This is a genomic window from Marinomonas pontica (assembly GCF_026191375.1).
In the GTDB taxonomy this organism is placed as follows: domain Bacteria; phylum Pseudomonadota; class Gammaproteobacteria; order Pseudomonadales; family Marinomonadaceae; genus Marinomonas; species Marinomonas pontica.
This window is the reverse complement of record NZ_JAODTL010000014.1, coordinates 44,381-66,770: the sequence shown is the minus strand read 5'-3', so window position 1 is coordinate 66,770 and position 22,390 is coordinate 44,381. Positions and strand designations below refer to the sequence as shown.

General features: G+C 45.9%; 19 protein-coding genes and 1 pseudogene. 16 read left to right on the top strand and 4 right to left on the bottom strand.

What is annotated here, in order from left to right; genetic code table 11:
* From N5P32_RS02125 to N5P32_RS02115, 3 genes and pseudogenes are all read left to right on the top strand, one after another.
* A pseudogene (locus tag N5P32_RS02125) lies at positions 1-537 on the top strand (hypothetical protein); the annotation flags it as partial.
* Positions 530-1,291: an ATP-binding protein gene (locus N5P32_RS02120; RefSeq protein ID WP_265727550.1), complete on the top strand. Its 762-nt coding sequence runs from the start codon at positions 530-532 to the stop codon at positions 1,289-1,291. The pseudogene N5P32_RS02125 and the gene N5P32_RS02120, both read left to right, overlap by 8 nt.
* A gap of 117 nt (positions 1,292-1,408) precedes the next feature.
* Positions 1,409-1,630 carry a hypothetical protein gene (locus tag N5P32_RS02115; RefSeq protein ID WP_265727549.1) on the top strand — a complete coding sequence of 74 codons (222 nt, stop codon included), beginning with the start codon at positions 1,409-1,411 and terminating at the stop codon, positions 1,628-1,630.
* Here N5P32_RS02115 and N5P32_RS02110 read toward each other — a convergent pair.
* The 3 genes from N5P32_RS02110 to N5P32_RS02100 form a co-directional block, all read right to left on the bottom strand.
* Entirely contained in the window at positions 1,601-2,392 is a 792-nt protein-coding gene (locus N5P32_RS02110; protein WP_265727548.1) for a class I SAM-dependent DNA methyltransferase, read from the bottom strand. The genes N5P32_RS02115 and N5P32_RS02110 overlap by 30 nt on opposite strands.
* A gap of 191 nt (positions 2,393-2,583) precedes the next feature.
* Positions 2,584-3,876, bottom strand: a complete 1,293-nt coding sequence (locus tag N5P32_RS02105; protein ID WP_265727553.1) for an NCS2 family permease — start codon at positions 3,874-3,876, stop codon at positions 2,584-2,586.
* Between the two features lie 260 nt (positions 3,877-4,136).
* Positions 4,137-4,997 (bottom strand): TraB/GumN family protein, encoded by an 861-nt coding sequence (locus N5P32_RS02100; protein WP_265727547.1) that lies wholly within the window; start codon positions 4,995-4,997, stop codon positions 4,137-4,139.
* Between the two features lie 227 nt (positions 4,998-5,224).
* Between N5P32_RS02100 and N5P32_RS02095 the strand changes: the two genes are divergently transcribed.
* The 13 genes from N5P32_RS02095 (at position 5,225) to N5P32_RS02035 (ending at position 20,172) form a co-directional block, all read left to right on the top strand.
* Complete coding sequence (locus tag N5P32_RS02095) at positions 5,225-5,659, top strand: TrmH family RNA methyltransferase (protein WP_265727546.1); 435 nt, start codon at positions 5,225-5,227, stop codon at positions 5,657-5,659.
* A gap of 325 nt (positions 5,660-5,984) precedes the next feature.
* Positions 5,985-6,737 carry a DUF481 domain-containing protein gene (locus N5P32_RS02090; RefSeq protein WP_265727545.1) on the top strand — a complete coding sequence of 251 codons (753 nt, stop codon included), beginning with the start codon at positions 5,985-5,987 and terminating at the stop codon, positions 6,735-6,737.
* Between the two features lie 52 nt (positions 6,738-6,789).
* Positions 6,790-7,878: a CobW family GTP-binding protein gene (locus N5P32_RS02085; protein ID WP_265727544.1), complete on the top strand. Its 1,089-nt coding sequence runs from the start codon at positions 6,790-6,792 to the stop codon at positions 7,876-7,878.
* Positions 7,879-8,090: 212 nt separating this feature from the next.
* Positions 8,091-9,896 (top strand): acyl-CoA dehydrogenase C-terminal domain-containing protein, encoded by a 1,806-nt coding sequence (locus N5P32_RS02080; protein ID WP_265727543.1) that lies wholly within the window; start codon positions 8,091-8,093, stop codon positions 9,894-9,896.
* Between the two features lie 97 nt (positions 9,897-9,993).
* A complete protein-coding gene (locus tag N5P32_RS02075) occupies positions 9,994-10,308 on the top strand; it encodes an SCP2 sterol-binding domain-containing protein (protein WP_265727552.1) in 315 nt (104 codons plus the stop codon).
* Between the two features lie 103 nt (positions 10,309-10,411).
* Positions 10,412-12,106: an AMP-binding protein gene (locus N5P32_RS02070; protein ID WP_265727542.1), complete on the top strand. Its 1,695-nt coding sequence runs from the start codon at positions 10,412-10,414 to the stop codon at positions 12,104-12,106.
* A 50-nt stretch (positions 12,107-12,156) separates the two neighbouring features.
* Complete coding sequence (locus N5P32_RS02065; RefSeq protein WP_265727541.1) at positions 12,157-12,720, top strand: DUF2889 domain-containing protein; 564 nt, start codon at positions 12,157-12,159, stop codon at positions 12,718-12,720.
* Positions 12,720-13,469 carry an enoyl-CoA hydratase-related protein gene (locus tag N5P32_RS02060; RefSeq protein ID WP_265727540.1) on the top strand — a complete coding sequence of 250 codons (750 nt, stop codon included), beginning with the start codon at positions 12,720-12,722 and terminating at the stop codon, positions 13,467-13,469. Before N5P32_RS02065 ends, N5P32_RS02060 begins: the two co-directional genes overlap by 1 nt.
* Before the next feature lie 408 nt (positions 13,470-13,877).
* Positions 13,878-14,630, top strand: a complete 753-nt coding sequence (locus N5P32_RS02055; RefSeq protein ID WP_265727539.1) for an electron transfer flavoprotein subunit beta/FixA family protein — start codon at positions 13,878-13,880, stop codon at positions 14,628-14,630.
* Positions 14,627-15,556 (top strand): electron transfer flavoprotein subunit alpha/FixB family protein, encoded by a 930-nt coding sequence (locus N5P32_RS02050; RefSeq protein ID WP_265727538.1) that lies wholly within the window; start codon positions 14,627-14,629, stop codon positions 15,554-15,556. Before N5P32_RS02055 ends, N5P32_RS02050 begins: the two co-directional genes overlap by 4 nt.
* A gap of 112 nt (positions 15,557-15,668) precedes the next feature.
* Positions 15,669-17,819: a fatty acid oxidation complex subunit alpha FadB gene (gene fadB / locus N5P32_RS02045; protein WP_265727537.1), complete on the top strand. Its 2,151-nt coding sequence runs from the start codon at positions 15,669-15,671 to the stop codon at positions 17,817-17,819.
* Positions 17,820-17,846: 27 nt separating this feature from the next.
* On the top strand, positions 17,847-19,022 hold the full coding sequence (fadA, locus tag N5P32_RS02040; RefSeq protein WP_265727536.1) for an acetyl-CoA C-acyltransferase FadA: 1,176 nt from the start codon (positions 17,847-17,849) through the stop codon (positions 19,020-19,022).
* A 181-nt stretch (positions 19,023-19,203) separates the two neighbouring features.
* Entirely contained in the window at positions 19,204-20,172 is a 969-nt protein-coding gene (locus N5P32_RS02035; protein WP_265727535.1) for a D-2-hydroxyacid dehydrogenase family protein, read from the top strand.
* Positions 20,173-20,254: 82 nt separating this feature from the next.
* Here N5P32_RS02035 and N5P32_RS02030 read toward each other — a convergent pair whose 3' ends face one another.
* Positions 20,255-22,291: a methyl-accepting chemotaxis protein gene (locus tag N5P32_RS02030; RefSeq protein WP_265727534.1), complete on the bottom strand. Its 2,037-nt coding sequence runs from the start codon at positions 22,289-22,291 to the stop codon at positions 20,255-20,257.
* Between the last annotated feature and the right edge of the window lie 99 nt (positions 22,292-22,390).

Here is a 22,390-nt window from a genome sequence, read left to right as displayed (position 1 = left end):
CTTGATCCGCGAAAAAGTCGTGATATTGACCCGCCTCATTACGAGCAAATGTTGCAAATACGAGATCGTGCAGAGCAGATTTTTGCTTCGGCTCCAGATTTGGCATCCGCAGTGATGAGTCTAGAAGGGCGTTCTCATCGAGGTGATGACAAAAATAAATTAAGTTTATTTATTACCGATTTAGACGGAAACATTCTGACGTCTGAGCGTCGTCCTGATTTTTCATTTAAGGCGCTGCGTAACTTTACCACCACGATTGAAAACCCTAACAACCCGCAACAAAAACTGTATGGCAAAATGATGATTTCAGGGCCACTTCCTGTGCGATTGGCCAATCAAGATTACTTTTTGTACATCGGTACTCGTTGGGGCGAGCCACCTAATTTCTTGTTGCAGCTGTTTGATCATCCGTTTCGTTTATTGTTGGCTGTTATGTTGGTGAGTACGCCGTTGTTGCTCTGGCTAGCGTGGGCACCTGAGTCAGCCTGCAAGACGTTTAGAGCGCGCCGCACAACGTGTGGCGAAAGGGGTGTTTGAAATCGATCCAGAATTAGAGAAGGGCACATCTGAATTCCGCCAAGCGGGCGCCAGTTTTAACCAAATGGTTGAAGCGGTGAATATGATGATTTCTCGCCAGCAACGCTTGTTGTCGGATATTTCTCATGAGTTACGATCTCCATTAACGCGACTGAGAATGGCGCAGGCGTTAGCAAACAGAAAATTGGGAGATAGTCCAGACTTGGCACGCATTGATACAGAAGCCCAACGACTTGAGCAAATGATTGGCAAGCTGCTGGAATTGTCCAGCGTGCAAGTAGACAGTCATTTAAATAGAGAAGCTCAACCTTTATCGAGCTTGTGTGATGCCTTGTTGGAAGACAGTCAATTCGAAGCCGAGCAAATGGGCAAAATACTGACGGTGACAGACGTGCCAGAGCGGTTGATGACCTGTCATCCTGAGTTGTTAATGAGTGCGTTGGAAAACATTATTCGCAATGCCATTCACTACGGTAAACATCAGATACAGGTGTCGTTACAAGCCAAAGGCGATGTTCTGCTACTGCAAGTAGAAGACGACGGTGATGGTGTGCCAGAGGATGAATTGGATTCGATATTTCGACCTTTTTACCGGGTGTCTACTGCACGAGATCGACACAGTGGTGGCGCGGGGCTGGGCTTGGCCATCGCTGAAAATGCCATTCGCCAACATCAAGGAAGTATCCGTGCGGCTCGCAGTGCGTTGGGCGGTTTGTTGGTTGAGGTCACGTTGCCCTTGCTGAGCGAGCCATGATTTTAGGTTTTAGGGAAAGCATTAGTGGACAAAGCGAAGAAGCCAGAGCATATTAGAAGCTCTTCGTTCTTGTCCATTCAGTCATATGGGCATTTTCTCTACTATTTTAGGAAATACATGATCAATACAGCAAAAGAGTTTCTATTACAGCGCATTTGCATTTTTGCCAGCCAAACCTTCGATCCAAACTCAGATTCACAAGTGGTTGGATTACTAAAGAGCAAATTTAACATTCGTTTGCCGCAACGACGTTCTATTAATGAATCCCTGTCTTCCACCGTAAGCGACCATGAAATCGTTGGACTGATTTTAAAATACCGCGCGATGTGCGAAAAATAAGTCAGATTTCCCCTTCGTTGTCTTTTTTACGCAGACAAAAATCGCATTGCCCGACTGTTGATTCCAAGCCACGATTTTATCGTGCTCGTGTTCAAACACATGAACGTCAAAGTATGGTGCTAAGAGAGCGAGTAGTTCGGCAAAGCCGATGGCAACCATAGGATGTTCATCGTTCCAGCGCTGAGTATGATTCGAATCGGCCTTTTCAATGCTTAATTTGAGTGTTTGTTTTTCACCTTCGCCACGGTAAAACCAAGAAGAACCAAACGAAAATACACTGTTTTCAACATGGACGCTGTGTTTTGCCGATAAGTCATTGTCTATGTGGTTTTTATCGACCGAGTTGAAGCAGAAAACCCCATTGGCGCTGAGTGCAGAGTGCACACTACGAATGCAGTCAGTGAGGTGTTTTATGTCGCCGCTGTAATGAATGGAGTATAAAAAGCAGGTGATGAAGTCGTAAGGCGTGTCTATCTCAAAATCGCACATGTTGCCGAGCGTGAAATCCGCCTCAGGGCAGCGCTGCTTAGCCAGATCCAGCATAGGCTGATTAATATCCAATCCACTGCATTGATATCCTTCTTGCAGAAGGTATTGAATATGCGGCCCGGTGCCACACGCTAAGTCTAAATGCCGTGTCCCGCCATTCCCGAAAATCTGCTGAAGTCGATGTGCGCTGTTACTTTGAGCGCGGTAGTTGATATCAGCACACATTAAATCGTAGTAGCCAGATAGGTCCGTATAGAGCGCATTGTCAGACATGTATTCTTCACTTGGAGGGGGCGTAAAATCGATGGCGCATCATATAGCAGATCGTCGTTTTTGCGAAGCCGAAAAAAGCGTTTTGGTGATATTAGAGTCGATGTGATTAAGGGCTGTTGCAGATAAAACAAAAACGGGAACAAAGTGACCTTTGTTCCCGTTTTTGATGGTGTGTATCTTGTGGTCTTTATTTAAACAAAAATAAAGAACTTAGCGATAAATAACGCCGCCAGTAGGTATACCGCGACACCCACTTGTTTGCCTTGACCAGACAACAATTTGATCACCGCGTAGCTGATGAACGACAAAGCAATGCCATCGGCGATTGAGTAAGTTAATGGCATTGTGAACGCAGCAATCAGTACCGGTGCGGCTTCGGTAATGTCATCCCAATCCACATGGGAAAGACTGCTTGTCATTAGAACAGCAACGTACATTAAGGCGCCAGCCGTCGCGTAAGCTGGAATAGAACCTGCCAATGGTGAGAAGAATAAACTCAGTAGGAAGAGTAAAGCGACAACAACCGCCGCAAGGCCAGTACGACCACCGGCCGCAACGCCCGACGCACTTTCAATGTAGCTGGTTGTAGACGATGTGCCCAACGCAGCACCAACAACAGTGGCTCCAGAATCCGCTAATAGCGCTTTTTTAAGGCGAGGTAATTTGCCTTCTTTGTCCAGTAATCCACCGCGTTGACCTACCCCAATCAGGGTGCCAGACGTGTCAAATAAATCCACAAAGAAGAAAGCGAAAATGACGCTTAGCATACTAATTTGAAACGCGCCTTCAATGTCCATGGCTAAGAAGGTAGGTGCAATAGAAGGTGGTGCAGAAACCAATCCACCGAATTCATTTTGACCAAATAGCATCGATAAGATAGTCACGAAAATGATGCCGATCATCACGGCACCGGTCACGTTTAGGTACGCCAACGCGCAGATGACGAAGAAACCCAATAAACCGTAAATAGCAGAAGGAGAAGAAAGGTCACCCAACGACACCATGGTGGCGGGGTTTTTTACGATAATGCCAGAGTTTTGCAAAGCAATCATCGCTAGGAAAAGACCAATACCTGCAGCAATCCCCAGTTTTAACGACGAAGGAATGGCGTTAATGACCCACTCGCGTATCTTAAAAATACTGATGAAAATGAAAAGAATACCCGACAGGAAGACCGCGCCAAGAGCTTGTTCCCATGTGTAGCCCATGCCTAGAACTACGCCGTAAGTAAAGAAAGCGTTCAAGCCCATTCCTGGGGCTAAAGCAATGGGGTAGTTTGCGTACAGACCCATGATTAAACAACCGATCGCGGCGGCTAAACAGGTTGCGACAAATACGGCGCCTTGGTCCATGCCTGCTTGGGCAAGAATGGAAGGGTTCACAAAGATGATGTATGCCATGGTAAGGAAGGTGGTGATACCTCCGATTACTTCATTGCGTACATTGGTATTGTGGGCTTTAAGTTGGAAATAACGTTCGAGCATTAGAAAACCTTTTGCTAGCAGGGCAGCGGTATTTGTCACATTGTGAATCCAGCGTTCGGGGAAAAAATTCACAAAAAATACGCCGAGATAAGTTTAGTAACTGATCAATTGGTCAGTAAATCATTTCGGCGGCAAGTATAAAAAAAATGGCGTGGTTTGGGGAGCTAAATTGCAATAAATAATCGATTGGTCAGGAATAAAGGGAAAAAACACCTAAGTGTAGGGTGATTTCTCCCTGTTGAGGGTGCTTTATCGACTGACTATAGCCGAGTGACCTGATAGCCGCTGAGTTTGAGTTTCTCTAACACGCTGTCAGGTCCCGCCAGATGCATTGCGCCGACCATGACAAATTCGGTTGTGTCGTTCTCCAGCATGGCTTTAATTTGCGGTACCCATAGGTTGTTTCGTTTTACTAGAAGAGAGTGATAGATTTCTGGGTAGTCTTTTTTAAAGTCATTGAGCTCTATGGCAGCCATGGCTTCTATGTCGCCTTTTCTCCAGCTGTTGCGCAATTTGGTCATGGTATTGGCCATGTCTTTAATGTCATCTAAGGTGTAATTTACCACGGCGTCATTGTCTTGGTCGTTTAAGTCGCTGAGCAAAGCAAGTTGTGCTTCGGGTTCTTCTAGCCACCCTTTGGGCTTGTGGTCCTGCTGTGCTTTTTGCGCGTAAAATTGGTCTACTCCTTCACTGGTAAATCCTAGGTGTTTCAATTCAATCATGCTTAAAGAAATAGCCAGTGCGCTGGGTTTTAGGTTTTGAATGGCACTAAGAGGAACATGTCGAGTGTTTAAATAGTCTTGCAGAGACTGAAGGGTTGCTGGGGAAAGGACTTGGGCGATCGTGGTGCCATCGTGGTAAGACAGTTCGGATTGCATTTGGCGCTTAAACTGAGGCTGATTTAACGTGTCCATATTGGTTTCAAATACGACTTTATTGGCCGCTTGGTAAGCTTGTTCATATGCCTTTGGCAATGGGTAGTCTTGTGGTGTCAGTAAGTGTATGGTGCCGCCAATGTACAGGGTGTGTGTACCTGAGGTGATTTTCCACACAGAGGCTGCTTGTGTCTGAAACGTCGCGGCCGCGAGCAATGTTAGGCCAAATTTTTTAAGTAAGTTCATGCTGTTTCCTAGCGATTAGGTTAATCGATGGCGTTTTTTTAGCGATTCAGTTTACTCGTCTGTCTGCTCAGTGAAAGCGTTTCGCGTAGGTTGTACTGCTTTTTACTTAATGTTTGCCGGATTTCAGGCGTGCTCGTTGGCTGAAGGAATGCACTTTGAAATGGCGGCTGCGGGGACGAAAAGTGTTATTATTGGTTTTCTTTTTACTATTAATGCAGTGAATGTCGATGACGAATGAGTTTGTGTCCATCGGGTTAACCAACCCAAAAAGTACGTCTAATGTGGGCTCTGTGATGAGAGCCGCTGGGAATTATCAGGTTGACCAAGTGCTGTACTCTGGTTCGCGTTATGACCGTGCGGCCAAAATGTCGACCGACACTAAAAAAGCCAGTTCGTCTATTCCGCTAATCAACATAACAAGTTTGGATGTGGACAGTCTTGTTGATGCGGTGGGCGAGGGCACTAAAATTGTGTGTGTTGATTTGATTCAAGGTGCGACGCCGTTACCGCGTTTTGAACACCCAGAAAAAGCCTTGTACATTTTTGGACCTGAGGACGGAACGATAGATCAAAAGACGGTCGATAAGGCTGATTATGTGGTTTTTTGTGCCTACGGTTGGGTGCATGAATTTGGCTGCGTCGGTGAATGTGCTGCTTTATGATCGGCTGGCAAAATCGTCCCGAGCGGTGGCTGGGGATGAACTGATTCGTCAAAGCAAAGACGTGAATAACAATGTGAAGGTTCGTTAGTTTAGCCGATAGCTCTATTTGCGTGTGTCAGTAATGTCATTTTTTTATCCATTATTTTTCTTATAGTTAGCAGTAATTTGACTGTGATTAGTCAATATCAATGCAAAAATGTCTCCTACGTCTAACGGTGATTTTAGGTAGGAGACCCACCCTTGTTTTACACCACAAAAGTGACGGTTTTCCCTACCTTATTTCGTCGGCCTGTTATTGATTGAGAAAGATAAGGAATCCATCCACATGATGCTTTTAAAGCGAGCCGCGCTGGTTGTTCTTGTTGGAGTGACACCCTGTATTTACGCAGAGGAAGCGCCAAAACCATTGGAGCCTTTGAGTGCCGAATTGGAATTGGGGATGATCTCGATTACCGGTAATACGGAAAGTTCTGCTCTCAAGGGAAAGGCTACGGTCAAGCAAGACTTTAAAGAGTGGAAAGCCAAATATCAATTGGATACCTTGTATAAACGCGGCAGAAGTGACGAAGAATCAGACACAAAAACGATTGCACATAAGCTGTTTTTGTCGGCTCAAAGTGACTATAAACTCAGTCGCGATAATCGTTCTGTTTTTGTGTATGGTTCCTATACGGATGATCGTTTTAGTGGTTATGAATATCAAAATACGGTGTCGGTTGGGTATTCTGGACGGGTGTTCGGTGATGAGTTTTCCTATTTAGATTACAGTATCGGTCCCGGTTACTCCTTTAGCAAAACCGATGAAGGGAAAGAAGATGAAACAGCCATTGTCCATCTTGAAGTGCAATACGAATATAAAATCAGCCCGAATACAACCTTTCAGCAATCGTTCAGCACCGACGCTGCCATACAAAGTCACAAAAACACGAGTTCGAAATCAGAGACATCCATCAGTATCAAGCTAAGGGACGATTTGAGTATGAAGGCGGCATACAGTTTGGCGCACAATACCCAAGTGTTAGATGAGAATAAAAAAACCGATGGCACCACTAGTGTGATTTTTGCATATACTTTTTAACGCGCATTGATGGTTAAATTGACGCTCTGTACTTGGCTGAGATGTATATAAAATGCGTTATCAAGGAATAAAAGTCACGTTGGTGACGGGCTTTTTAGGCGCTGGGAAAACCACGCTCATTCGTCAAATATTGGCTCAAGCCCCCCTTAATGAACGTTGGGCTGTGTTGGTGAATGAATTTGGTGATATTGGTCTAGACAGCGCTTTTTATGCCGATCTTGGGGTGGCCATCAGTGACGTCCCCGGTGGCTGTGTGTGCTGTACGACCTCCGCTGCGTTTCAGCAGGGGCTAAATCAACTTATTCGACGCTATAATCCAGACCGCATTTTTATCGAACCTTCTGGTCTTGGTCATCCTAAGCAAATTATTCAGAAACTAAGGGGCGCGGAATATCACGATGTGTTGTTATTGAGTGGTGTGTTCTGTGTACTTGATGCGAGAAGCTTGCAAGACGAGCGGTATACGCAACATGCCCTGTTTAAAGATCAAATTGAGTCGGCTGATGGCCTTGTTTTAAGCCATGTTGATCAGTATTCGTCGCGGGATGTCGGCGTGCTCGAACAGTACTTAGAAGCCCTTTCCCTGTCAGAAAAAACGCCCTCCTTGTTTACCTCTAGCCCTCTGGCAATGACGGCTTCTAAATTGACAGGCTCTGGGTTGACAGTCTCTGAACTCACGACATTAGAGCTGGATGTTCGATTGGCTAGCTCGCCTTTGACTGAGTTTTCTACCGTAACACAACCCCATGCTGGTCCGCTTTTTGGTGAATCCAATCTTATTGAGAAAGAACAGATACCGCCTTCGATTCAACCCGTATCGCTTAATATTATTGGCCGATGGCATTATCAAAAAAAACAGGATGCCATGCAGGTGTTGGGTTGGCATTGGCCGGTCGGTGAGGATTTTGACGCTGACAAAGTGCTGTTTGTGATGCAAAACATCATGATGGAAATGGGGGTATATCGTGTTAAAGGGGTATTCGCTGTGACAGCAAGCGAGGCGGTTTTTGTCAATGCAGCGAGGGGCGAAATCACCAGCACGCTGTCTGCTTGGCATCAGCCAAGTCGTATGGAAATAATTGGTGATGCAGAAGGTGTTTGGTCGGATAGGGTGCGAAAATACAGTGCTGAGTTGCTTTGATGCGTGAATCATCGATGTATTTTGGTCATTTTTGTAAGGCAATTTCTGAATGATTTGCTTGGTTTGAGTGACGAAATGATGACTGTGGTCTATTTTGTCATTAACTTTGGCACCTTTTGTTATTGAGAGAAAGTCTCCGATAGAGGAACCTTTCTAGCATTAGAGGTTCCTATTGGAACGGATGGAATAAAAACAATAAGAGGTCATAGGCCATGCCTGAATATAAAGCACCGTTACGCGACATTAAATTCGTTACTGAAGAAGTTCTCGATTTTCAAGGGCATTATGCAAAGCTACCGGGCGCTGAAGAAGCGACGCCTGACATGGTGGCGGCGATCCTTGAAGAGGGCGCTAAATTTGCCGAACGTGTTCTTTCTCCTCTAAACCGTGTGGGCGATCAGCAAGGTTGCCAATTTAAAGACGGCGTTGTGACTACTCCAGACGGTTTTAAAGAAGCTTACCAGCAATATGTGGAAGGCGGTTGGCCTTCTTTATCTCATCCCGAAGAGATGGGCGGGCAAGGTTTACCAGATTCACTCGGGATGATGGTGACAGAAATGATCGCCACGTCTAACTGGTCTTGGGGCATGTATCCGGGGCTAAGTCACGGTGCGATGAATACGATTGAGCTGCATGGCACGGATGAACAAAAGCAAACGTATCTGACCAAACTGGTATCGGGCGAATGGACTGGCACTATGTGTCTGACGGAGCCTCATTGTGGTACTGACCTTGGAATGCTGAAAACCAAAGCAGAACCGCAAGGCGATGGTAGCTACGCGATTACCGGCACTAAGATTTTTATCTCTGCGGGTGAGCACGATATGGCGGATAACATTGTTCATATCGTATTGGCTCGTTTACCGGATGCGCCAGCGGGTACAAAAGGCATCTCTTTATTTATCGTACCAAAACACAATGTCGATGACGCAGGTGAAATGGCGGATCGTAACCAAGTGTCTTGTGGTTCTATTGAACACAAGATGGGCATTCATGGTAATGCGACTTGCGTGATGAATTTTGACGGCGCGAAAGGTTTCTTAATCGGTGAAGCCAACCGTGGTTTGAATTGCATGTTTACGTTCATGAATACCGCTCGTCTTGGTACTGCTTTACAAGGCTTGGCACATGCTGAATGGGCATTGCAAAACTCCGTTGCTTACGCGAAAGATCGTCTACAAATGCGTGCGTTGTCTGGCCCAAAAGCGCCAGAAAAAGCCGCTGACCCTATCATTGTTCACCCAGACGTTCGTCGAATGCTGCTTACTCAGAAAGCCTTTGCTGAAGGTGGTCGCGCATTGATTCATTACTGTTCTATGCTGGTAGATACCATGAAGCGTGGTTCTGCAGATGAAAAAGCAGAAGCGGATGAGCTGATGTCTTTACTGACACCCATAGCGAAGGCCTTTTTAACTGAAACAGGGTTTGAAGCGGCAAACCAAGGTCTGCAAGTGTTTGGTGGTCATGGTTTTATTGCCGAATGGGGTATGGAGCAAAATGTACGTGATTGCCGTATTTCCATGTTGTACGAAGGTACTACGGGCATTCAGGCGTTGGATTTATTAGGCCGTAAAGTGTTGATGACACAAGGCGCGACGTTACGTCGCTTCACTAAAATCATCCATAAATTCTGTAAAGAGCATAAAGGCGATAAACGCGTTAAATCTTACATTACCGCCTTGGATAAATTGAACGGCGAGTGGGGCGATGTGACGATGAAAATCGGCATGAAAGCCATGCGAAACAAAGAGGAAGTAGGGGCGGCATCTGTCGATTACTTGATGTTCTCTGGCTATGTTGTCTTAGCGTATTTCTGGGCTCGCATGGCAGTTACTGCGCAAACTAAGTTAGATGAAGGCACGGATGAAGTGGGTTTCTACACGGCCAAACTGCAAACAGCGACCTTCTATTATGAGCGTTTGTTGCCGCGTACCCGTTCACATGTTGAAGCGATGTTGTCTGGTGCAGATAACTTGTTGGCGATGGATGAAGATAACTTTTTATTCTTAAACGCTTAGCGTAACTGTGTTGAGCAATGAGAGTTTTTGAAAAATTTAACGGTACTGACATTGAGTTCGGTACCTTGTTCAAATAGTTTTTACAGAGGTTAATATGATGAGTGAAGCAAACGCAATTTTTGAAGCCATGTTAGGTCGTTTTGATGCCGATGAAGCCGACGATATGGAAGCGGTGTTTCAATTTGACTTAGACGATGCTGACAGCTATCACTTAAGTATCGAAGATGGCAAATGTGAGATGGGAGCAGGCGAACACGATGACCCAACGGTAACATTGAGTATGGATGTCAACACACTCAAAGAAGTCATGAGCGGTGAATTAGATGGTATGGCGGCCTTCATGCAGGGTAAAATCCGTGCAGATGGAGACATTATGCTAGCGACGAAACTGACTCAGATTTTCCCATTATAGCGCTGAGTCTAGTATTTTATCGCTCTGAAGCTCAACTGCTATTGTGTAGTTGAGCTTTTGTATTTCCTTAATCTCCTAAATAAAAAAACAAATGGAGCTTTTTATGTCAACGGATACTCCACTTCATAGCAATACCGACCTTGAAAAAACACCGGGCAGCTATTTGCCGGATTCTTTAAACCCTCATGGTTATCAGTCGTTGCCAGACGTATTGGCATTGGCGAGCAAAAAATTCGCAGACTTGCCGGCTTTTACTAGCGTCGGACGCACTATGACGTATCGTGAGCTGAATGAAAAATCGGATCAATTTGCGGCGTATCTCCAAAACGAGACGGATTTGGTCGCGGGCGACCGAATTGCGGTTCAGCTCCCTAATGTCATTCAATATCCGGTTGTTTTATTTGGCGCGATGAAAGCGGGAATGATTGTGGTGAACACCAACCCGTTGTATACACCAAAAGAACTGGAACATCAGTTCAATGATGCCAATGTGAAGGCATTGGTTGTGTTTGCAAACATGGCGCACAATGTCGGAAAAATCATTGCCAAAACGTCGATAAAACACGTCATCATTACGGAAATTGCGGATTTTCACCCACCAATAAAACGCTTGCTTGTTAACTCTATTGTTAAATATGTGAAAAAAATGGTACCTGCCTACCACATTCCTAATGCCATGATGCTGAATGATGTGCTGGAAAAAGGGAAAGGCAAAGCGGTGTCTAAAGTGGCGTGTAAGCCAGAGCAAATTGCGGTTCTGCAATACACCGGCGGCACAACAGGTGTGGCGAAAGGCGCTATGCTGACCCATGCTAATTTAATCTCGAATATGTATCAGCTTAGCTCCAGATTGAAGTCCATTATTGGGGACACGAACGAAATTTACATTGCGCCACTGCCTCTCTATCACATTTATGCCTTCCTGATTCACGGTTTGACCTTGCTGGAGCGCGGTGCTCACAGCGTGCTGATTCCGAACCCAAGAGATTTGCCAGGTTTTGTCAAAGAGTTGAAAAAGTGGCGATTTACCGGTTTTGTCGGTTTGAATACTTTGTTTGTTGGCTTGTGCAACAACGCTGACTTTAAAACGTTGGATTTTTCAAGCCTGAAACTGACCTGTTCTGGCGGAATGCCGTTAACTCATGCCGCAGCCGATGAATGGAAGCGTGTCACTGGGTGTCAGGTGGTAGAAGGATATGGCCTAACGGAAACGTCGCCAGTGGTATCGTTTAACCCAATCGGGCAAGAGCGAATTGGTACGATCGGTTTGCCTGTTGCTGAAACGGACATCAAAATTCAGGGCGATGATGGTGAAGCCTTACCTCAAGGCGAGGCTGGCATGTTATGTGTTCGTGGGCCTCAAGTTATGAAAGGCTATTGGAACCGTGAAGAAGCCACACGTGATGTGATGACCAAAGACGGCTTTTTGATTACGGGTGACATCGCGATGCAGCATCCGGATGGGTATTTGCAGATAGTCGACCGTGCTAAAGACATGATCATCGTCTCTGGGTTTAATGTTTACCCGACAGAAGTAGAGGATTGCTTGTCTTCTCATCCGGCTATTTTGGAGTCCGCTGCCATTGGGGTGCCAGACGACAAGACTGGCGAATCTGTGAAGGCGTTTGTGGTGTTAAAAGCCAATGTCGACTCACTGGATGCGAAGGCGTTGCGTCTTTATTGCAAAGAAAATTTGGCCGCTTATAAAGTGCCAAAATTTGTTGAAGTGCGTAAAGAACTGCCAAAAACCAATGTGGGTAAAGTGCTGCGTCGCGCCTTGCGAGAAGAAAACGCTTAATTTGCCTTTTTGATAGGCACTATTAAGCAGTATCGACAAGTAGGAGCGCAATGATGTCGCAGGTGAAACGCAAGCTAATGCATCGACGTACGATCGAGTCCTATGGTTATTTGCGAGAAGATGGCGATTGGGATATTGAAGCGACGATGCAGGATTTGAAATCGTACAATGTGAACCGTGAATTTGATGGAAGTTTGGTACCTGAAGGCAGTCCGTTTCATGATATTTCGGTTCGCTTAACATTGGATGACACATTTTTAATAAAAGACGTGTCGGTTTCCATGGACGCCTTTCCGTTTCCGAGCTGTGGTGGTGCTGCCCCCAGTTTTGATGTGCTAAAGGGAACGCGTATTGAGGCGGGATGGAGTCGTTGGTTAAAGCAAACATTCAGTGGAAAAGTGGGCTGTACTCATGTTCTGGAGCTGTTTCCTGTGGCGGCAACCACGGCTTTCCAGACCATGTGGCAGCCATTGGGAGAAAAGTACCCGAAGCAAATTCCTGTTGCACTTAAAAAGTTAGTCAATAGCTGTCACGGTTGGTCCGAAGAAGGGCCAATGGTGCGCAAATTGGTTGAAGAGCAAGTGTTGCATTTACCCTCTAAGGAGAATCAGTAATGAGTGATTTTGTTACTGAAAGTATTGAGTCTGGTATTCAGGTCTTATGCTTTGACCGTGTTGAGAAAAAACGCCATCACGCTGGATATGTATCAGGCGTTAACGGACGCTTTGCGTCGAGCCGAGTAAACCCAGAGATTAAAGTGACACTGCTGCACGGTGCGGGAGGTGACTTCTCCTCGGGCAATGACATTAATGAGTTTGTTCAAATCGCTCAAACACCTGAAAAAATGGAAGCCATTATGGCGTTCTTGCAGGTGTTAACCAGCTATAAAAAGCCGCTGATTGCAGGCGTAGAAGGCCGAGCAGTTGGTGTAGGTGCAACCATGTTATTGCATTGTGATCTGGTGCTGGCCTCGCGCGAAGCGCGTTTGCAGTTTCCATTTGTGCAATTGGGGTTGGTTCCTGAAGCAGCATCGAGCCATGTATTACCGCAATTGGTTGGCCATCAAAAAGCGTTCGAAATACTGATTCTGGGTGAGGTTGTTGATGCCACACAGGCTCATGAACTGGGATTGGTAAACCATCTTTGCGAAGAAACAGAAGCGTATAAAGTGGCTTTTCGTTTTGCCGAAAAGGTAGCTGCTTTGCCGGTAGAAGCGGTCGCTTTGAGCAAGGATTTGCTTAAATATCGTGGTCAAGACGACGTGCAAATGGCGCTGATGCGCGAAGGGCGAATCTTCAAGGATCGTCTGCGTTCAAAAGAGGCGCATCAGGCGTTTTCGACATTTTTATCCCGCAATAAATAGCGTCTTCTTTCTGCGTGGTCTTACTGTCTCATTGAGTAAGGCCACTCTGCGTGTTGTTGTCTTTTTTAAGCAATTGATCTTTTGGTGTTCGCTGTTCCATTCTTGTTCGACTTCCCTCTTTTGTTCACGATTATCCAACGGCTTTTTTCGTATTTGCTACTAAACTGTAGAAGCAATATGGCTTCTATTATCAGTTTTAACGAGCGCTCTTTGTTTGGTCATCATTTTATGTGAATATTTTTGTCAGTTAACTGGCGCTTTTTTGTTATTGATGAAAATCGTTCCCAAACTACTATAGAGGGTAAGTAAAGAGTGCTATTGATAAGGACTGTCTGCGAGAGTTCAGCCAATTCATTAACAGCAGGCTGAATGTATAAAACAGGATTTAATAATAAATACGAGGGGCTTATGAAAATCTTAGTATCTGTCAAGCGAGTCATAGACTACAACGTCAAAGTTCGCGTCAAAGCCGACCACTCAGCGGTCGATCTTACCAATGTCAAAATGTCCATGAACCCTTTTTGTGAAATTGCTGTAGAAGAAGCCATACGATTAAAAGAAAAAGGCATCGCCACCGAAGTGGTTGCTGTTTCAATTGGCTCTAAAGCGTGTCAAGAAACGCTGCGTACTGCGCTGGCCTTGGGTGCGGATCGTGCGATTCAGGTGGAAGCAGAAGACGGATTGGATTCTTTATCCGTGGCCAAACTGATCGCCAAAGTCGCGCAAGATGAAGCCGCTGACCTGGTAATTATGGGTAAGCAAGCAATCGACTCAGATAATAACCAGACTGGCCAAATGGTGGCTGCCTTGTTGGATTACCCGCAAGCCACTTTTGCGTCTGAAGTCTTGATTGAAAATGGTGAAGCCCAAGTTACTCGTGAAATCGATGGTGGCCTACAAACCTTGGCAATTACATTGCCAGCGGTTGTGACGACGGATTTGCGTTTGAATGAACCGCGCTTTGCGTCGTTGCCAAACATCATGAAAGCGAAGAAAAAACCTTTGGACGTAAAAACACCTGCCGATCTCGGTGTGGAAGTTGGCTCGAATGTCAGCCTTGTTTCTGTTACTCCACCGCCGCAACGCGCAGGCGGCATTAAAGTAGGCTCTGTGACTGAGCTGGTCGACAAACTTAAAAATGAAGCGAAGGTGGTGTCATGAGCGTTTTAATCATTGCAGAACACGACAACAAATCTTTAAAGCCTGCGACACTGAACACTGTGACAGCCGCAACTCAAATCGATGCGGATGTGCATGTTTTAGTGGTTGGCTTTGAATGCCAAACCGTGGTTGAGCAAGCCGCTCAAGTTTCAGGTGTTACCAAAGTCTTGGTCGCCGATAATGCCGCTTACGAACATCAGTTGGCAGAAAATGTGTCTAAATTGGTGGTGGATGTCGCAGCGGGCTACGGCCATATTTTAGCGCCTGCGACCACCACAGGTAAGAACACCTTGCCACGTGTCGCGGCGTTATTGAACGTGGCGCAATTGTCCGATGTGATCAAAGTGGAATCCGCTGACACGTTTGTACGCCCAATCTATGCGGGGAATGCGATTGCCACGGTAAAAACCACCGATGCAGTAAAAGTATTGACGATTCGTACCACTGGGTTTGATGCGGCGGCGAGCACGGGAGGAAGTGCAGAACGACAAGTGCTTTCTCAAGTCATTACCTCTGATCGCAGCCGTTTTGTGAAAGAGCAATTGGCTGAATCGGATCGTCCTGAATTAACGGCGGCCAGTGTGATTATTTCTGGTGGTCGCGGAATGGGTAATGGCGATAATTTCAAATTGCTAGAAGGTGTTGCCGACAAACTGGGTGCAGCCATTGGCGCATCTCGTGCCGCGGTGGACGCGGGCTTTGTGCCGAACGATTTGCAGGTTGGTCAAACGGGTAAAACGGTGGCGCCGGATTTGTACATCGCTGTCGGTATTTCTGGTGCGATTCAGCATTTGGCGGGCATGAAAGATTCCAAAGTGATTGTCGCCATAAATAAAGATGAAGACGCGCCTATTTTCCAAGTAGCCGATTATGGTTTGGTAGCGGATTTATTCGATGCTGTGCCTGAGTTGGAAAAAAGCCTGTGATTTTTTGAGCCCATTTCGATTGGCTTATAAAGAATACCAACAGATTACAAATACCAGATGACAATGTGTGATTGAGCCATTGTCATCATAATAAAAATAATTGGAGACCAGCATGATTTTCGAAGGACAAGCAATCAAGGTTGCAGCCGATGATGCCGGCGTGGCAACCGTCACTCTGGATTTGGTCGGTGAATCGGTTAATAAATTCAACAGTCTAACCTTGAATGAATTGGCCGAAGCCGTTAATGCCTTAAAACACATTGACGATTTGCAAGGCGTTATTTTTGCCAGCGCGAAAGACGTGTTTGTAGTCGGCGCAGACATTACGGAATTTACCTCTTGGTTTAAACTCGAAGAAGAGGATTTAACCGATAAACTTCGTCATGCACACAATATTTTCAACGATATTTCCAACCTATGTTGCCCAACGGTGGCGGCGATTAATGGGATTGCGTTGGGTGGCGGCATGGAATTGGCCTTGGCTTGCGACTATCGCGTCATGGCGACTACTGCGAAGATCGGCTTACCAGAAACGCAGTTAGGCATTTACCCTGGCTGGGGTGGTACAGTGCGTTTGCCTCGTCTGATTGGTGCAGACAATGCGTGTGAATGGATCTGTGGTGGTGCGCAAAAACGCAGTGAAGACGCGTTTAAAGATGGCGCTGTCGATGCGGTTGTCGCTGCGGATAAGGTGAATGCTTCGGCTCGTCATTTGATTCAGCAAGTGCTGGATGGCAAGCTTGATTATCATGCTCGTCGTGATGAGTTGCGTGCGCCGATGGAGTTCACTCCCATTGAAAAAATGATGGTATTTGAATCGGTTCGTGGTGTGGTTGGCGCCAAAGCGGGGAAACATTACCCAGCGCCAATGGCCGCGATCAAGACGATTGAAAAAGGCATCAGTCAAGACATGGAAAAAGCCCTAGATACTGAAATCAAAGGCTTTGTAAAACTGGCAAAAGGTCCTGTAGCGAAATCACTGGTTAACCTATTCTTGAGCGATCAGCAGATTAAGAAAACCGCAGGCAAGTACGCGAAAAACGCAATACCTGTAAAACAAGCTGCAGTATTGGGTGCGGGTATTATGGGCGGCGGTGTTGCCTACCAGTCTGCGTCAAAAGGCACGCCGATTATCATGAAAGACATTCGCCCTGACGCTTTGCAATTGGGTTTGAGTGAAGCGAATAAGCTTTTCAACGGCCAAGTAGAGCGTGGACGTCTCACCGCAGAAAAAGCGTTTAAAGCGATGAATGCGATTGTTCCCGCATTGAGCTATGGCGAATTTGAACACGTTGATCTGGTGGTTGAAGCGGTTGTCGAAAACGTCAAAATCAAAAAATCCGTACTGGCTGAAGTGGAAACTAAAATCGCGGATGACGCTATTTTGACATCGAACACGTCGACTATTTCCATTACAGAATTGGCAAAAGATCTAAAACGTCCAGAAAATTTCTGTGGTATGCACTTCTTTAATCCTGTGCATCGTATGCCATTGGTCGAAGTTATCCGCGGCGAAAAAACCAGCGACGCAGCGATCGCAAAAACCGTTGCTTACGCGCAAGCCATGGGCAAAACGCCAGTGGTGGTGAATGACTGCCCAGGTTTTCTTGTAAACCGCGTATTGTTCCCTTACTTCGCGGGCTTCTCTTTGATGATGCAAGAAGGTGCCGATTTCCAAGTGGTGGACAAAACCATGGAAAAATTCGGTTGGCCAATGGGCCCTGCGTACTTGCTCGATGTAGTGGGTATTGATACGGCTTATCATGCAGACCAAGTGATGGCGGAAGGTTTCCCTGACCGTATGAAACACGAAGGCACTAATGCCGTTGACCGTTTGTTCGAACTAGAACGTTTCGGTCAGAAAAATGGCAAAGGTTTCTACACTTATACGCCAGATCGTAAAGGCAAGCCGAAGAAAGTTTTCAACGAAGAAATTAACGAGCTACTCGCTCCTGTAGTGACGTCGCAGTCTGAATTGACCGAAGACGATATTGTTGCCCGTATGATGATTCCATTGTGCATCGAGACTGTGCGCTGCTTGGAAGGCAACATAGTAGCAACCGCGGCCGAAGCTGATATGGGCTTGATATATGGTATTGGTTTCCCTCCATACCTTGGCGGTGCATTGCACTACCTAGACCAAATGGGACTGCAGGCGTTTTGTGACCTTGCAGACAAATACAGCCACTTAGGTAAGTTGTACGAGCCAACCGCGAAAATGCGTGAAATGGCGAAGAACAATGACACTTATTACGGCGCATAATTTCCCATAGGCTAGAGGAGAATTTCCATGAAACTGAATCCAAATGATGTCGTGATTATCGACGCTGTTCGCTCCCCAATGGGAAAAACGAAAAACGGCGTATTTCGAAATGTACGAGCAGAAAACTTATCCGCAGCGTTGGTGAAAGCCCTGTTTAAACGCAACCCAAATGTAGACCAAAAAGACGTGGAAGATTTGATCTGGGGCTGTGTTAACCAAACCCTAGAGCAAGGCTTTAACATGGCGCGTGCTGTGTCTCTATTGGCTGGTTTGCCAATTACCACAGCGGCACAAACGGTGAACCGCCTTTGTGGTTCGTCTATGTCAGCCATTCATACGGCAGCACAAGCGATCATGACGGGTCAGGGTGATGTGTTTGTTGTGGGCGGTGTTGAGCACATGGGGCATGTGAATATGATGCACGGTGTGGACGTTAACCCAGCGTTGTCGAAACACATGGCGAAAGCGTCCATGATGATGGGGGTCACTGCAGAAATGCTGGGCAAAATGCATGGCGTCAGCCGTGAAGCGCAAGACGCGTTTGCCGTACGCTCGCACCGGCTTGCTCATGAAGCGACGTTACAAGGTCGCTTCAATAACGAAATCGTATCCATTGAAGGCCACGATGCGGAAGGTAATAAGATCTTAGTGGAAGTGGACGAAGTCATTCGCCCAGAAACATCGATGGAGTCGCTTGCCAGTTTAGCACCGGTGTTTATGCCGAAAGTCGGTACGGTAACGGCTGGAACGTCTTCTGCTTTGTCTGACGGCGCATCGGCTATGTTGATGATGTCTGCGAAGAAAGCGCAAGAGTTGGGTTTAACGCCCATTGCCAAAGTCCGAAGCATGGCTGTGGCGGGTTGTGATCCGGCCATTATGGGATATGGCCCTGTGCCAGCCACCAAGAAAGCGCTTAAACGTGCTGGTTTGACCATTGATGATATTGAGATTGTTGAACTTAACGAAGCCTTTGCTGCGCAATCTATTCCAGTATTAAAAGACCTTGGTTTATTGGATTTGGTCGATGACAAGGTGAATTTGAACGGTGGTGCAATTGCCCTTGGCCATCCATTGGGTTGTTCTGGTACGCGTATTTCGGCCACGTTGCTGAATGTGATGCGTGAAAAAGACGCGACCCTTGGCTTAGCAACCATGTGTATTGGTATGGGACAAGGCATTGCTACCGTTTTTGAACGGGTGTAACCGTTATTGAAAATTAAGCGCATGAAGTTGTGTGCCTCCTTGCTTTAGAACAGCAAAATTGATCTCTGTCTTTAGCCCCGCCTTGTGCGGGGCTTTTTTTGCTCTGGTGTTTTGTATTATCTTGATTGATGATGAAGGGTATTCAACAAACGATGGTCTATGAATCAGCGAGGGCAATGACGTGAAAATAGCGGTATTGGACGATTACCAAAACAGTGTGAAAGACCTTGCGTGCTTTTCAATGTTGCAAGGGTACGATGTGCATGTGTTCAACGAAACGTTTACGAGTACGAAAGATGTAGTAGAGAACCTGTTGGATTTCGACGCGTTGGTTTTAATACGCGAACGTACCGTGATTACTGAAGAGCTGCTGGCGAACTTACCGAATTTAAAGCTCATTAGCCAAACGGGAAAAATCAGTAATCATATTGATGCCAAGTTATGTCACCAATACGGAGTGGCGGTAGCGGAAGGTGTCGGTTCACCAGTAGCGCCTTCTGAATTATGCTGGGGTTTGATTATGTCGGCCAGCCGTCATATTCCCGAATACGTGACTCAATTCTCGCAGGGGCATTGGCAGCAATCTGGAATGCTTGGACTTGGTCGCGTGTTAAACGGATCGGTTTTAGGGATTTGGGGTTACGGAAAAATTGGTCAACGCATTGCGCAATACGCCGACGTTTTCGGCATGCAGGTGCTGGTTTGGGGAAGTGAACACTCTAGAGCGCTGGCGCAAGAGCATGGCTTTAGTGCGGCTCAGTCTAAGGCAGAATTTTTTCAACGTGCTGATGTGGTGTCATTACACTTGCGGCTCAATGACGCCACTAAAGCGATCGTGACACAAGCGGATCTGGCGTTAATGAAACCGGATTCTGTGCTAGTAAACACCAGTCGGGCAGAGCTTATCGAGAGTGGTGCTTTGTATCATGAGATGTTGACTAACCCAACCAAACGGGCTGCTGTCGATGTGTATGAGGTTGAGCCTGCGAATGCCAATAATGAGCCTTTGTTGTCTCTGCCAAACGTGCTTTGTACGCCACATATCGGTTATGTAGAAGCCGCAAGCTATGAGCTTTACTTTAATATTGCGTTTGAAAACGTCGTAGCGTTTGCTAAAGGAAGTCCACAAAATTTGGTGATCAAGGTATAAAATGCAAACCGAATTAACGCATATTCAACGCGTTAATTCGGTTGTTTTCGATAACGTCTTCTTACCTAAGATTCCTCTCGGGCTAGACTTTAAAATTGCCCACTTCATGGTTAAGGGTTTTATACAGCTCGGTAATTTGAGAGGACTGCTCATTGATTAAGCTCGACACTTCTTTCACGCCATCAGTTTGTTCTTTTAGTAAGACAAGACTTTGATTGATTCCATCGGATAATGCGGCTTGCTCAAGCGTTGCATGGGCTGTTTTAGAGGCCATTTGCTGTACCTTTTCAAATGACGCATTAAGCGCATCAAAGATGCTAATGACGTTGTCGAAATTAGAGGCGGTATTATCGGCGTTGTTTCGGCTGTTCTGGGTTGAAATTGAGGACTCTTTAACGTTCATTTTAAGTTGATCTATGATAGTTTCGATTTCATCTGTGCTGTTTTGGGTTCGCGTTGCGAGGGTTCTTACTTCGTCTGCAACAACCGCAAAACCGCGACCTTGTTCACCTGCTCGTGCGGCTTCTATGGCGGCGTTTAATGCCAGCAAGTTGGTTTGCTCTGCTATGTTTCTAATGACTTCAAGCACCGAGGAGATGCTCTCTGAACTTTTTTCGAGCTGATCTGCTCGTTTTAATGATTCCTCAATGTCATTAATTAAACTGGAGATGGCTTTGTGAGACGTATTCACCGCTTGGATTCCCTGAGCGGTGAGCTGGCTCGAAGTGGTTGCTTCTGTTTCTGTGTCCTTCGCCACTTCTGCCATTTGCTGGTTGGCTACGTTCATTTCTTGTCCAGCACTGATCATCGACGTTGAAGCATTGACCAAGGCGTGGGTGATATTGTTGGTGGTGTCCGACGCGCTTTTTAATTCCGTTGTCATGCTGCCGAGCGCGGAAGATTGCTTGTGTATATTGCTAATGATGGAGCGCAGTTGTTCTACGAACCCATCAAATTCTTTCGCGAGATCCCCAAGCTCGTCTTTGGACGTTGAGTTAATTCGTTGTGTTAAATCACCGTCTCCTTCGGCAATTTCACGAATGCGCAACGCCATACTTTCCACATTTTTGGTGATTTTTAGCGGTATGATATAGCCAAAGATTAAGGCAATCACAAAGGCTATGGCGGTGACTATCATGGCAATTTCTTGGTTACGAGCAATATTTTCTTTGGTCTTGCTCTCTATTTCTCGGGAATGGTTTCTGACCGTTTCTCCGGCTTTATCCAACATGGCTCGAATGGCTGCAAACTTTTCATCCGCGTTGATTATTTCTTGGGGAAGTTTATTCGATATTTGAGCTTCAGGAGAGTTTAAATGGGCAAGACTTTCTTCAAACCATTCATTAAAAAGCACATCAAATTTGCTGTAGGGTTTTGTAAGTTCGGGGTTGTTTATTAAGTTGCCTCGGTATGCTCGAAATCGGTCAAGGGCTTGGGCAGCGTTTAGGTTGAAGTCTTCTTTGTTTTCACTGCTATTGCCCACACCGTTTATGATTTTTTGTTGGGCTAAGCGAGCTTGATACAAATCCCTGTCGGCATTGAGTACTTCTGTAATCGCCTCAACGTAGCTATTTAGCTCTTCTGCGGAACGAATCTGGTCTTTGGTGTTGTGTGTGTGCGTTCGTAGCTGTTCTCCCGCTTCGTCGAGCATGTTGCGAATTACTTGGAATTTAGCGTCTAGATTTATCATCGTGGCGGAAAACTGAGTGCTGCCTTTTGATGTGGAGATAAGGCTTTCGCTGGATGTGAGCCAATCATTATAAAGTGTGTTAAAGGACTCAAACGGTGACAACAGGTCTTCTGGCTCCTCTTCTAAATACTGCCGATAGAGTTGAAAGCGATCGAACACCTGCTGCGCATTATCCCGAAAATCGGCTTCGTTTTCATTTTTTGGGCCTTCGCCATCCAGCATTTTTTCCTGAGCCAGTCTCGCTTGATAAATGTCTCTATCCGCATTTAGCACTTCTGAAATGGCTTCAAAATAATGCTCTGCTTGTTGCCTCATGTTGTTTTTTTGAATGCTGCTCATAAGCATCATGAAAACAAACAAGGAGATCAAAATAACCGAGAGAAAGATGATGGGGAGCATCATCTTGATACGAATGGAGTGGGTGCGCATGTGTAATCCTTTATCATTTTTTTCGTTAATGAAAGTTTAGGAAAGGATGTTTATTAGCGCAAAAAATAAAGGTTAAATTTTAGACAGAAATCGTTTTTG